Genomic DNA, 12,684 nt, shown 5'->3' on the forward strand with positions numbered 1-12,684 from the left:
GTGAATATCCTGTGGATAGTGTCGTGCTATCAGGCGTGTCCGGTATCGTGCTATCAGGCGTGGGACTATCGTGCTATCAGGCGTGCCAATCGGCTGCAAGGCCGCGCCGAAACTGGGTTTGCGAGTCCCGTAACTTATCTAACTTAACTACTCTAACTATTGATAAAGACCCGCCACCACGTTGGATAGACCCTGAAAAGGGAAACACTCGGCAGCTTGAAGGGCGAAATCAGCCGAAAAAACCACTCCGTTTGGCAAGGCAAAAACAGCCAGGTTTTCCAGGTGGGAGGGCTGCGCCATGATCGTTGCCTTGCTCAATCAGAAAGGAGGGGTGGGCAAGACCACGCTGGCCACCCACATCGCCGGAGAACTCGCGCTGCGCGGTCAGCAAGTCATCCTGCTGGACGCTGACCCGCAAGGATCTTCCTTGGACTGGACACAGCGCAGAAGCCAGCAAGGGCTGCCAAGGTTGTTCAGCGCCGTGGGCCTGGCACGCGAAACACTGCATCAGGAAGCGCCGGAACTCGCCAGGCGGGCCGATCATGTCGTCATTGATGGCCCACCCCGCATCGCCGCCTTGGCGCGTTCCGCGCTGCTGGCAGCCGATTACGTGTTAATTCCCGTGCAGCCCAGCCCCTACGACCTGTGGGCCAGCGCCGAGATGGTGGCGCTGATCCGCGAGGCCCAGGTGTTCCGGCCGGCTTTGCATGCGGCCTTTGTCATCAACCGGCGGGTCAGCACCACGGTGATCGGACGCGAAGCCCGCCGGGCGCTGGCTGAGCAACCGCTGCCGGCGCTACGCGCCGAGGTTCGGCAGCGGATCGTCTTTGCCGATAGCGTGGCCGCCGGGCGGCTGGCACGTGAAACGGCACCCGATAGCGCGGCGGAGCGTGAGATCACTGCGCTGGTCGATGAACTGCTGCGGTGGCCGATATGACAGTCAAGTTGCCACTGAACAGCAAACGTCCAGCCAAGCGCGTGGGCATTGGTGCGCGTCCGCCCGCGAATCCGCACGCTGAAGCGTGGATTCGCCAAGGTGGCGCTGACGCGTTGAACAAGGGTGATCTCTATACCGCTCGCCTGACGCTGGACATTACCCCCGCTCTGCGGGCGCGCATCAAGGTATCGGCCTTCACGCAAGGCGTGACTGTGGCTGACCTGCTGCGCGGCCTGCTGGAGTGCGAGTTTCCAGAACATCGCAAAGAGAACACGCCATGAATACATCCGTTTCGCCTGCCGCTGGTGCGGCCACGGCGTCATCACTGCCGCCATCCGCCGCACTTGCCCTGCACGCCAATCGCACACCGCTGACGCGGGTGGCGTTGGCCACAATCGAACCCCACTTCAATCTTTACCTGCGTTTTGGTGAACCGGCACGCACGCTGCGGCTGGATCGTTGGCGACGCTGGGCGGTGTTTCTGCCGGGCGCGGTGCTTTGCCGCATCCGCTGGCAGTCCAATGACTACGGCACGGTGCGCTGGCAGCTCATGGTGATGCAGGCCTGCACACCGCTGGACGCGGCGCAGCGCATCCCCGGCGTGCAGCCCGGTGCACGCCTGCTGTTGCAGGTTGAAGGCGATGCCAATGTACGCGCCGTGCTGCAACGCATGGATGCTATCGAGGCACTGGGCATTGCTCCCGTTGCCGCCTCGCCTGCGTACTGGCGTACGCTCGCCAATCGACTGGCGGTGCGTCTGCCCTTGCCTGAATACACAGCCGAGCGGCACGCTGCTTGGCTGGCCGGGCGGGCCTTGTCATGAGGCTAGCTGTCACACGCAACCAGACCGCTCAAACAGAGTCGCATCCTCGTTCGCGTCTGCGCGCTCGCATCGTGTTGGCGGGCTTCGCCGCCGTCGGCCTCGCGGCGCTGGCCTCGGCAGCTTTTTTGCCGCCGTTGCCGCGTCTGATCTACAACCCGTCTGATAGCGTACCGGTCGGCTGGTATCGCGTGCAACCGCTTGAACACCGGGCCGTCTCGTTGCCACGTTCCTTGTCCGTAGGCGCCATCGTTCTGATCCAATTGCCTGCCGACGCCGCTACGCTGGCCGCACAGCGCGGCTATCTGCCCGCACACATTCCGCTGCTCAAACGTGTGGGCGCGGTCGCGCCGCAACACGTCTGCATCGTTGCCGGTCAGGTACGCATCGACGGTGTGCCGGTGGCCGCCGTCCTGCCTGCCGACCAGCAGGGCCGTCCGTTGCCATCCTGGCCGCAGTGCCGGCCATTGATGGCGGGCGAACTGTTCTTGTTGAGCGCCACGAATCCGGCCTCGTTCGACAGCCGTTATTTTGGCCCGGTCAGCGCAGCCGCAGTGATCGGCATCACGCATCCGGTTTGGCATAAGGTGAAGCCATGAAGACCGCCGATTCATTGCACACCAAGGTGCGTTGCATCGTGCTATCAGGCGTGCCTTCCTTGGGGCTGCCGCCGTATCGTTACGTCTGCTGTGCTGATGCCAATCCTATGCATTGGACTCCGCTCGCCGTGCAACCTCCGGCGCAACGGTCCCCCGTGCAGGCGTCTTGCCTCGAACGCGCCTGGTATGCGGCCTCTGGCGCGTCCATCGACGCGTTCGCCGGTGCGCTGGCTGCTCGTAGCGCAGCGCCACCGGGCCGCCGACGCCGGGAGCGAAAGCGACAGGCAAAGGCGGAAGGCAAGACAAAAGGGGTCGGCACTCAGCCGCCCGCAAAGCCAGTCTGCACATGGGGGTGGTGCGGCACGATGCAGCGTTGCCGTCGTGCCGCTGGGGGCGCGATTCCCGCGCCAAGACGGGGCTGGCGGCGTGCTTCGCACGACCGACTACGCCACAACTTCAGACAGAACTTCCAGGGAGCGCAGCTATGACCAATCATCGTGACGATGATTTCCGGGTGCGCCCCAGCGCCCCGAAGAACCGTGGGAAGGGCCAAGGTTTTATTTCCAAGGTGCTCAAGCAGACCGGCAAGGCCAGCGGTGGTAAGTCCTCAATGCGCCATTCTGCAGCTAGTGGCCGCAGCGCACGCGCCGGTCAGCGTCCCGGCGCACGCCTGGGGCGCGGCCATACGGCGGCGCGCTTCGCAGGGGCGAATCTCACACCCATGTCGCGGCGCGTGACCATCAAGACCCTGCTGATTAATCAGCGTAACGCCAGTCCGCAATCGCTCGCCAAGCATCTACGCTACATCGAGCGTGACGGAGCAGGTCGTGATGGCAAGCCAGGCCAAGCCTATGGGCCGCAGACGGACGTTGCCGATCTGGATGCCTTCAAGGAACGGTGCGCGGACGACCGGCACCATTTCCGCTTCATCGTTTCCCCGGAGGACGGCGCTGAACTGGATGACCTGAGGACCTATACCCGGCATCTGCTGAACCGCATGGAAGCCGACCTGGGTACTGGCGTGGATTGGGTCGCGGTGGATCACTGGAATACCGATAATCCCCACACCCACCTGATCGTGCGCGGGCGCGACGATACCGGCCAAGACCTCATCATTGCGGGCGATTATATCGCCCAGGGCTTGCGTCATCGAGCTTCTGAGCTGGCGACCGAATGGCTGGGGCCGCGCACCGAGCTAGAAATCCAGCAAACCATGCAGCGCGAAGTGCAACAGGAGCGGTGGACGAACCTGGACCGCACTCTGCAACGTGAGATCGGCGAAGATGGCCGGGTGCATATCCAGCGCTTCAATGAACCGACATTGCAACGCCAGCGCCTGCTTCTGATCAGTCGTCTGCAACACTTGCAGCGCCTGGGGCTAGCCGACGAAATACAGCCCGGCACCTGGGTCATGCACACCGACGCCGAAAAAACCTTGCGCGCCCTGGGCGAGCGGGGCGACATCATCCGCACCATGCAGCGGGCCATGAGCGGAAAACAACGCGAACTTGCCGTGTTCGAGCCGGGCCAAGGTGGCGATGGAGGTGGTCGCACCATCGTCGGGCGCGTGGCCGCGAAGGGGCTGGATGATGAGCTGCACGACCGGGGCTATCTGGTGATCGACGGCGTGGATGGAAAGGCGCACTACGTTGCGCTCAATGCGCGTGACGAACCGGCCGACTATCCGATCGGCGCGGTGGTGGAAGTGAAGGGTTCCGCCGACATCCGGGTCGCCGACCGCAACATTGTGGAACTGGTCAGCGACGGTCTGTATCGTACCGATCATCACCTTGCCATTGAGCAAGGTCGCGTCACGGCAGGACGTGACCCGCAGGAAGTGGTCGCGTTTCACGTTCGTCGGCTGGAAGCCTTGCGCCGCGCCGACATTGTGGAACGCGTGTCCGAAGGGCTGTGGAAAGTGCCGGGCGACTTGCCTGAGCAAGGCCGCCAGTACGACGTGCAACGATTGGGCGGTGTGGCGGTGGAACTGAAATCGCACCTGCCGATTGAACGGCAAACCCGCGTGATCGGGGCCACCTGGCTTGACCAGCAACTGATCGGTGGCGGAAAGGGGTTAGGGGATGTGGGTTTTGGTGGCGAGGCCAAGCAAGCCATGCGGCAAAGGGCTGACTTTCTTGAAGAAGAGGGGCTGGCCCAGCGGCGCGGGCAACGTGTGATCCTCTCCCGGGACCTGCTGGGGACGCTACGTAATCGGGAGCTGGCGCAGGCGGCCAAGGACATCGCCGCTGACACTGGCTTGGAGCACCGACCGACGGCAGACGGGCAGCGCGTGGCGGGGATCTACCGGCGCAGCGTCATGCTCGCCAGTGGACGTTACGCCATGCTCGCCGACGGTATGGGGTTCAGCCTAGTGCCGTGGAACCCGGTACTCAAGCAGCGGCTGGAGCAGCAAATCGCTGTGACTGTGCGTGGTGGCCGAACGTCTTGGGAACTCGGAGTGCGTCGGGGTCTTTCTGTCTGATGGCTTTTAAGCCAGATTGCTAAAAATGGGTATCCGTGTCCTGCACGGCCAATGCCTCTATGCATTTGGGTCGTGTTCTTAACGCTCCCCGTAAAATCGCTTAACGAACGGCTGACGGAAATTTTGGTGACAAGCTAAACAGCTTTGTTGTGTTTTTGAGAACGCTTCGATAACTCTTTGACCGTCCGCTTGCTTTGCCGCTTCGCCCATTTCTGTAGCCGCCGCCTGAACCTGCATATCAAAGCTTCGAAATTTTCCCGCATCAGATCCAAGCCAAGTGAGAATCTGCACCTTTTCCGACATCGGTGGTTCGGCATGGTTGGCAATTTTCGGTGCTAGCTCCGTAATTAGTGCCCAGTCTTCCTTAGAAATTGCGCCAGTCACTGCTTCCATATCATGGCCAAGTTTCTCCATTACGGTACGAAGACTCATGGGTTCTTCGGCTTGTGCGGTCTGCGCATTAAGACTCGTGGTATACGCAGCCAGAATTACCGAACAGAAAATTCTAAGCAAAGTGTGAATTTTCAAGAAGTTGTTCATGGAGTTCTCAATGTTTGTCATGAAGGTATGGATTTTATAGAGATGGGAATTTCGGATGGCTGCTAAGGGCGTTAAACGTGTTTTTTTGGGGCAGATAGAAAATTCGGCCAAAGTACCTCATGGCCATGTTTGGGTACAGTCACTTGCCAATCGAGAATTTTGCTTAAGGTATCTGCCAGTGTTTGCGACGCCTTGGGTTCTCCATGTACGACAAATGTTTGCACAGGTGGTCTCTCGAAAGCCGTTGCCCAAGCCAATAGAGCGTCTTGGTCGGCGTGCGCTGAAAGACTATCAACAGAGAAAATGGAAGCCCTTACCGGGATGTCTTCGTCGAGTATGCGTACTTTTTTTTCGCCGTCTACCAAACGTCTACCGAGCGTGCCCTTGGCCTGGAACCCAGGGATGATCACGCTGCATTCTTGCCGCGGCAAGTTATGGCGTAAGTGGTGACGGATGCGCCCAGCATCGCACATGCCGCTTGCAGAGATAATAATGGCGCCGGATCGGACTCGGTTCAGTGCTTTGGATTCGTTAACATTGGCAGTGAAGTGTAAATAGGGTAAGTCGTGCTCCAGAGCGTGCCATTCTGCGAGATGTTTGGCCTCTTCGTTAAATAGTTCGATATGCTCGCGTGTAATGCTCGTCGCCGCTGTCGCCATCGGTGAGTCAACAAATATCTTGGGGGGCCGAAGTCGTCCCTCGCGAGTAAGTCGGTGTAATTGATAGATAATCTGTTGGGCGCGGCCGACCGCGAACGCTGGGATGATGACGTTTCCGCCTCGTTCAAAAAGGGTTTTTTTAACAATGGCAACCATGTCGTTTTCGGTCGCAGTCAAGCTCTGATGTCGACGGTTTCCGTATGTCGACTCTATAACTAGGATGTCAGCATTTTTTATTGAAGTGGGGTTTTGTAAGATCGGACGTCCAGGTTGGCCAAGGTCGCCGCTGAACACAAGCTTTGTCGGGTAACTGTATTCGGTGACCCAGAGTTCGATAATGGCTGATCCGAGAATATGTCCGGCGTTGCGGAACCGACACTGTACTGTTGCATGTGGGGAAAACTTTTGATCGTAGTCCACCCACTTGGTTTGACGAAGGCATTTTCGAGCATCGTCCAATGTATAAATTGGTGACGCTGTTGTCTTGTGTATAGGTCGTACAGTATTGCGCCTGGCGTCGCTTTCTTGAATGTGAGCGCTATCAGGGAGCATCACGCTGAGTAAATCTGTTGTTGCCTTTGTGGCGTAAATTGGTCCTTTGAAGCCAGAGCGGGTGAGCTTGGGCAGCAAGCCGCAGTGGTCGATATGGGCGTGGGTAAGCAACACGAAATCAATGGAAGTTGGGTCGAATTTGAATGGCTTGCTATTACGTTCGGCTGCCTCCTGCCCACCTTGCACCATGCCGCAGTCGACCAGGAAACGAGTGTTGTTCGTCTCCACTAAAAAACATGAGCCAGTAACTTCGCCCGCTGCACCCAGAAAACTCAATTTCATTGAACACTCACTCTGGCTTGTGTCGTGAGCAGGTGCTACGGCCCAACAAACGGTACCCTGGGCAGCGGCCGATCAAACCGGTGGCCAAGGGCATGACCCCTATCAGTCCCAGCCAGCGCCATGGTGTGTCGAGCCAGAATGGCAGGCTCAGTAGCACTAGGCCGATGACGATACGGATCAGGCGGTCGATATTTCCGACATTAGTTCCCATGGCTAATCTCCTTTTGTGTTTGAGCTAGGGTCTTGTAGATGCGGTAATGCTCTTCGGCCGATGGAGGTGTCAACGCCGGCTTTTCGGGTGCATTCCAACCTCCACCCAATGCTTTGTACAAAGCAACCATTTGTACGGCTGCGTTCAGCTGGGCGTGCGCCACTTCTTTTTCTGCGTCGTGGTAGTTGCGCTGGACAACCAGCAGTTCGATCAGCGTTATGTCGCCCGCAGCGTAGCGTGTTCTGCTGCGTTCGTAACTGGTACGAGATGCGTGTAACGCGGCAGTACGGCGTTCCAGGCTCGCAAGCCCTGCGTGGTAGTCGCTTATTGTGCGTTCGGCATCCCCCAAGGCAATTAGTACGGCCTGCTCATAGGCCAATGCAGCTTGATGTGCAGCCGCCTCGCTGGCCCGGATTTCTGCGCGCACCCGACCACCATCGAACAGTCTCCAGGACACCAATGGCAGGATGGAAAAGCGGGAGCTGGATGCATCAAACCAGCTTCCTGTGCTAAGCGCCTGAAAGCCGCCGCCTATGCCGATCGAGAGTTTGGGGAACAACTCGGCGGTGGCAACGCCTATATCGGCTGAGCTTGCAGCCAGGCGCCGCTCTGCGGCCAGAACGTCGGGACGTCGACGCAGTATATCGGCGCGTTCCCCGATGGGTAAGGTTCGTAACATGAGTGAGCCCATTTGATCGTCAAGCAGTGAAAGCTCACGTTCCGGTGGTGAACCCAGCAATACGCCCAGACTAAGCATTGCAGCGCGCTGACGCGCTTGGATATCGGGTAGGGCTGCGTTGGCACTGGCCCACTGTGCATAGGCAACATCGACATCGGCAACCGAAACATCCCCTTGTGTATGTCGTAGGCGGGTCAGTTCGAGTGTTTGTTTCAGCGTGTCCAGTGTTGATGCCTGGGCTCGTAGTTCGTGCTCAGCGCCGACAGCCGTGAACCATGCTCTTGCCACTTCGGCAATTATGCGAATACGCACGCCCTGGGCTTCTGCCTCGGTGGCCTGAAGCCGTGCGTACGCGCCCTCTAGGGCGCGTTGCCTGGCGCCAAACAGATCCACTTCCCACGCTGCGTCAAAGCCCGCATCGTAAATAGTTTGAATGGCGTCCAGACCGGGCATCGAGTTGATCGGCAAAGGGCCGTTTTCACTTTGTCGCCGCCGGTTGACGCTGGCGCCGATTTCGGCAACTGGCAATCGCTCACCAGCAACCCGATCACGTATGGCGCGTGCCTCGTCGATCTTGCCTGCAGCTTGTCTCAGATCCAGGTTTTGCGTCAGGGCGGTGGCTATTAAACGATCCAGTACCGGATCGTTTAACTCAGACCACCAATTGCTTAGGTTCGCTTGACCGGATGCGTTGGCCAATGGCAGCGACCACCCCTCACCGCTGTCAACCAGCGGCTCCTGATAATCGGGGCCGACAGTGGTGCAGGCGGTCAGTAGCAGACAAGCTGCGGTCAGCGTGGCAAGGCGCAGGCGGCTGCGAGCTCGATACAATGCGTCGTTAGATGAATAGCTGGTTGTCATGAATGTCATTGCAAACGTCCCCGGACGAATACGGTGGCCATCGTCAGAGTGACCGAGGCAATAAGCGCTAGTGGCCAAAGGCTTGCGAAGATGTCAGCAGGCGGCATGGCCTTAAGAAAACTGCCCTCGACGATTATCAGGAAGTGAGTCAGGGGAATAGCCTGTGCCAGCCATTGCAGAAACAACGGCATGTTTTCCACCGGCGTGGCGAACCCTGACATCAGTACCGCTGGTACACCTATAGCAAATGCGCCCAGGATGGCTTGCTGCTGGGTCATGCTGACGGCGGAAATCATCAGGCCGATGCCCACCACTGACAGGATGAACAGCACCAGGCAGACCAGCAACAACACAAAGGAGCCTGTAAAGGGAATCCCGAACAGGAACACGCCTGCGCTGATCATGAACAGGCCTAGCAGGGTGCCGATGGCCAGGGCTGGCAGCGATTTTGAGATGATGATTTCCGGCGTCGAGGTCGGCGATACGAGCAATTGGTCGAATGTGCCCAATTCGCGTTCGCGGGCAATCGACAGCGAGGTGATCAAGAGTGCGCTGAACAGGGCCAGGATGCCGCTAAGGCCGGGCACGATGAACCAGCGGTAAATCAGGTTCGGGTTGAACCAGTGGCGGGTCACCACCGGGATTGGTATTTGCGCCTCGGGCGCGACCGTGGCGCCGACGTCAGCCGCGATGGTGGACAGGTAGCCGACCGTAATCTGTCCTGAGTTGCTGCGTCGACCATCAACCAATACCTGTGCGATACCGCTGTCGCCGGCTGCAATGGTGCGGGAAAAGTCGACGGGTATGGAAAGGGCTGCAATGACTTCGCCTTGGTCGATCAGGGTATGCAATTGTTGCCGGTTGTCGATACGGTGCAGGTGGGTGATGAAGTCGGCATTTTCCAGGCGCTGGATTAGTTCGTGCGACCATCTTCCGGTATCCTGGTTGTAAACGGCGATGTCGATGTTGCGGACTTCCAGTGTGGCGGCAAAGGCGAACACAAGTAGTTGCAAGATGGGCGGCACGAACACCACCATGCGGCTGCGTGGATCACGCAGTACGCTAAGCACCTCTTTGATGAACTGGGCGCGCAGGCGGGTGAATGAAAATGCGGAGGTGAACACGGCGTTACTCCAGGTTCTTGCGCGTGGCACGCTTGGCAATCATGAAGAACAGCACCCCGATTGCCGCCATGGCTGCCAGGTTAGGAACGAACACCGCCCAGACGTCTCCGGCCAGGAATACGGTTTTCAACGAGTCAACGAAGTAGCGTGCCGGAACCAGCAGTGTGATGGCCCGGATCCATGCGGGCATGGCGTCGATTTCGTACAGAAAACCCGACAGCATGAAGGCCGGTAAGAAACCTGTGAAGAGCGCGATCTGCGCCGCGAGGAATTGATTGCGCGCCAGCGATGAGATGAGCAAACCCTGTCCCAGGGCCGGCACCATGAACACCGCAGACAACAGCATCAATGCAGCGAGAGAGCCCCGCAACGGAACGTTGAAGACAAACACCGCAAGCGCTGCTGCACCAAGCGTGGACAGCATGCCAAGCACGAAATACGGCAGCAGCTTACCGATCAGGATTTCGGCCACTGACGCCGGTGTGGACAACACCGCTTCCATAGTGCCGCGTTCCCACTCGCGCGCAACCACCAGCGCGGTGAGCATGGTGCCGATGATGGTCATTACGATGGCGATCGCGCCGGGAACCAGAGCACGCCGGCTTTCAAGCTCGGCATTGAACCAGTAGCGTGGTTCGAGCACGATGGCTTGAGGCGATGCTCCGATATCGAGTCCAGTGCGCCAGGTCTGTACGACGCCTCGCGAGTAGTTCTCGACATAATTGGCGGTGTTGGGATATGAGCCGTCGGTGATGATCTGTACGAGCGGTTCGCTGCCCATTAGCGCCATGCGCTGCTCAAAGTCTTGCGGGATGACGACATAACCGCGCAGTTCACCGGACACTAGCATGTTGGCGATTTCCCGGCGGTCATGGACGAAGTGCGCATCCAGATAGTCGGTAGCCGCGAATGCGGCTGCCAGTGCCTGGGCCGAAGCCCCTTCTGATTCCATCACGACACCGATGCGTACCTGCTTGGCGTCCAACGACACAGCGTAGGCAAACAGAAGGAGCAAGATCACGGGCAACACAAAAGCGATCAGCAGTGTTGACGGATCGCGCAGCGCTTGAAGACTTTCTTTGTAGATCAAGGCCCGTAAGCGTTGCAGATCGAAGCGACGCATGTTTGCGACCTGTGCGGAAGCGCCGTGGGGGTCAGGCGTCGAGGTGCTCATGCGGATGCCTCGTCGTTTTGTGGGTCGGATTCCACCATATGAATAAAGGCGTCTTCCATCGTTGGGTCTGGTGTTTCTGCGGTGGCGGCCCTTTGCTTGAGCGCATCTGGAGTGTCCAGTGCAATCAGGCGCGCGCGCGAAAGCAAGGCGACGCGATCACAGTATTCGGCTTCGTCCATGAAGTGGGTGGTGACCATGATGGTCACTCCCTTGCGTGCCAGACCGTTGATGTGGGTCCAGAACTCGCGGCGGGTGATCGGGTCAACTCCGGATGTCGGCTCGTCAAGAAAGAGTACGGGTGGGCGATGCATCAAGGAACAAGCCAGCGCCAGCCGTTGCTTGAGCCCCAGGGGCAGAGAGTCGGGCGTGGCCGATAGCCAATTACCCAAATCGAAGGTGTCGATCATTTCTTCGATGCGCTCGCGCCGTGTCTGCCCCTCCAGCCCGTACACACCTGCCGAGAACTCCAGGTTCTGGCGTACAGAGAGCAGGCCGTAGAGAGAGAACTTTTGCGCCATATAACCCAGCTTGCTTTTGGCGGCACCGGTAGCCTGCCGCAGATCGTGCCCGACCACCTGGGCCTCGCCATCGGTGGGCTTGAGCAGGCCGCACAGCATCTTGAAAGTGGTGGATTTTCCCGCTCCGTTAGGGCCAAGCAAGCCGAATATTTCGCCTTTTTGCACATCGAAACTTACGTTATCAGTGGCGGTGAAATTGCCGAAGCGCTTAGTGAGATTACGGCACGAAACGGCAATATCAGAACCGAGCTCGACGACGGGCAGGCGTTCGGCCAGAGCTGACGTGCCGCCGGGTCCGCCACCCAGCAGATCAATGAAGGCATCTTCGAACCGTGCGGGTACCGGCGTTAATGCCACTTGCACCTGATCGGCCAGTGTCTGGATCGATTCCGGTTGGGCGCCAGCGCGCAGTACGATGCGTACGCCCGCCCCTTGGATGACACCGTCGCTTACGGCATCGAGATCCAGTGCCTGGGTCAACACCGCCCGACGCTGAGAACCTACGTTTTGCAAACGAAAGCTGCGTCCCTCAAGCTGTGCCGTCAGAGTTTGCGGCGGGCCATCGAACAGTAACTGTCCTTGATTGAGCAACAAAACGCTTTCACAGCGCTCGGCCTCATCCAGATAGGCGGTGGACCAGACCACGGCCATGCCTTCATCGGTCAGAGCCTGCACCATGCGCCATAAGTCTTGCCGGCTGACTGGATCGACGCCTACGCCCGGTTCGTCCAGCAGCAACACCTTGGGTCGAGCCATCAGCGCACAGGCCAGGCCTAGTTTCTGTTTCATGCCGCCGGAAAGTTTGCCGGCCAGACGCTCGGTGAACGGCCCGAGCCTCGTAAAATTCAGCAGTTCGGCAAACAGTTCAGTGTGGCGGTCGGCATCCATACCACGAAGCTGCGCGTAGAGGCGCATGTTCTCCATCACTGACAAATCTTCGTAGAGCCCGAAGCGCTGCGGCATGTAGCCGGTGATCACGTGGATCGCTTCGTTATCTTGCACGACATCGTATCCCGCCACAGTGGCCCGACCAGTACTGGGTTCGAGCAGACCGGTCAGGATACGCATGAGTGTCGTTTTTCCCGCACCATCAGGACCTACCAGCCCGGTCAGCCGTCCGTAATGGATTGACGCGTTCAAATCCTGCAAGGCCTGGACATTGCTGAAATTTTTGTTCAGCGCTTCGATCACGACGGCAGCGTTCTCATGTTGTGAGGTGCCAGCCAGGGTGGAACGGGCGTGCATC

At 58.9% G+C, this 12,684-nt stretch carries 13 protein-coding genes; 5 read left to right on the forward strand and 8 right to left on the reverse strand.

Going from position 1 to position 12,684, the window contains the following annotated elements; all coding sequences use genetic code 11:
- Nucleotides 1-156: 156 nt before the first annotated feature.
- The gene (locus tag H0A72_RS17120) at nucleotides 157-300 is read right to left on the reverse strand and encodes a hypothetical protein (protein WP_180157534.1); all 144 of its coding nucleotides are present in this window, start codon (nucleotides 298-300) and stop codon (nucleotides 157-159) included.
- Between H0A72_RS17120 and parA the strand changes: the two genes are divergently transcribed.
- From parA to H0A72_RS17145, 5 genes are all read left to right on the forward strand, one after another.
- Entirely contained in the window at nucleotides 299-937 is a 639-nt protein-coding gene (parA, locus tag H0A72_RS17125; protein WP_180157537.1) for a ParA family partition ATPase, read from the forward strand. The genes H0A72_RS17120 and parA overlap by 2 nt on opposite strands.
- Complete coding sequence (locus H0A72_RS17130) at nucleotides 934-1,218, forward strand: chromosome partitioning protein ParB (RefSeq protein WP_180157539.1); 285 nt, start codon at nucleotides 934-936, stop codon at nucleotides 1,216-1,218. Before parA ends, H0A72_RS17130 begins: the two co-directional genes overlap by 4 nt.
- Nucleotides 1,215-1,760 carry a DUF2840 domain-containing protein gene (locus H0A72_RS17135; protein ID WP_180157541.1) on the forward strand — a complete coding sequence of 182 codons (546 nt, stop codon included), beginning with the start codon at nucleotides 1,215-1,217 and terminating at the stop codon, nucleotides 1,758-1,760. Before H0A72_RS17130 ends, H0A72_RS17135 begins: the two co-directional genes overlap by 4 nt.
- Nucleotides 1,757-2,356 (forward strand): S26 family signal peptidase, encoded by a 600-nt coding sequence (locus H0A72_RS17140; protein ID WP_180157543.1) that lies wholly within the window; start codon nucleotides 1,757-1,759, stop codon nucleotides 2,354-2,356. The genes H0A72_RS17135 and H0A72_RS17140 overlap by 4 nt, the downstream gene beginning before the upstream one ends.
- A 484-nt stretch (nucleotides 2,357-2,840) precedes the next feature.
- Entirely contained in the window at nucleotides 2,841-4,838 is a 1,998-nt protein-coding gene (locus H0A72_RS17145; protein ID WP_180157545.1) for a relaxase/mobilization nuclease domain-containing protein, read from the forward strand.
- A 78-nt stretch (nucleotides 4,839-4,916) separates the two neighbouring features.
- Here H0A72_RS17145 and H0A72_RS17150 read toward each other — a convergent pair whose 3' ends face one another.
- The 7 genes from H0A72_RS17150 to H0A72_RS17180 form a co-directional block, all read right to left on the reverse strand.
- The gene (locus H0A72_RS17150; protein WP_246437073.1) at nucleotides 4,917-5,378 is read right to left on the reverse strand and encodes a cytochrome c; all 462 of its coding nucleotides are present in this window, start codon (nucleotides 5,376-5,378) and stop codon (nucleotides 4,917-4,919) included.
- A 71-nt stretch (nucleotides 5,379-5,449) separates the two neighbouring features.
- Nucleotides 5,450-6,871 carry an MBL fold metallo-hydrolase RNA specificity domain-containing protein gene (locus H0A72_RS17155; protein WP_180157547.1) on the reverse strand — a complete coding sequence of 474 codons (1,422 nt, stop codon included), beginning with the start codon at nucleotides 6,869-6,871 and terminating at the stop codon, nucleotides 5,450-5,452.
- A 7-nt stretch (nucleotides 6,872-6,878) separates the two neighbouring features.
- Nucleotides 6,879-7,082, reverse strand: a complete 204-nt coding sequence (locus H0A72_RS17160) for a YgaP family membrane protein (RefSeq protein WP_180151829.1) — start codon at nucleotides 7,080-7,082, stop codon at nucleotides 6,879-6,881.
- Nucleotides 7,072-8,622 (reverse strand): efflux transporter outer membrane subunit, encoded by a 1,551-nt coding sequence (locus H0A72_RS17165; RefSeq protein WP_246437072.1) that lies wholly within the window; start codon nucleotides 8,620-8,622, stop codon nucleotides 7,072-7,074. The genes H0A72_RS17160 and H0A72_RS17165 overlap by 11 nt, the downstream gene beginning before the upstream one ends.
- 5 nt (nucleotides 8,623-8,627) lie before the next feature.
- A complete protein-coding gene (locus tag H0A72_RS17170; RefSeq protein ID WP_180157551.1) occupies nucleotides 8,628-9,746 on the reverse strand; it encodes an ABC transporter permease in 1,119 nt (372 codons plus the stop codon).
- Between the two features lie 4 nt (nucleotides 9,747-9,750).
- Complete coding sequence (locus H0A72_RS17175; RefSeq protein WP_172629722.1) at nucleotides 9,751-10,920, reverse strand: ABC transporter permease; 1,170 nt, start codon at nucleotides 10,918-10,920, stop codon at nucleotides 9,751-9,753.
- Nucleotides 10,917-12,683 (reverse strand): ATP-binding cassette domain-containing protein, encoded by a 1,767-nt coding sequence (locus H0A72_RS17180; RefSeq protein ID WP_180157553.1) that lies wholly within the window; start codon nucleotides 12,681-12,683, stop codon nucleotides 10,917-10,919. The genes H0A72_RS17175 and H0A72_RS17180 overlap by 4 nt, the downstream gene beginning before the upstream one ends.
- Between the last annotated feature and the right edge of the window lies 1 nt (nucleotide 12,684).

Source organism: Parapusillimonas granuli (assembly GCF_013416525.1).
Taxonomy (GTDB): Bacteria; Pseudomonadota; Gammaproteobacteria; order Burkholderiales; family Burkholderiaceae_B; genus Parapusillimonas; species Parapusillimonas granuli.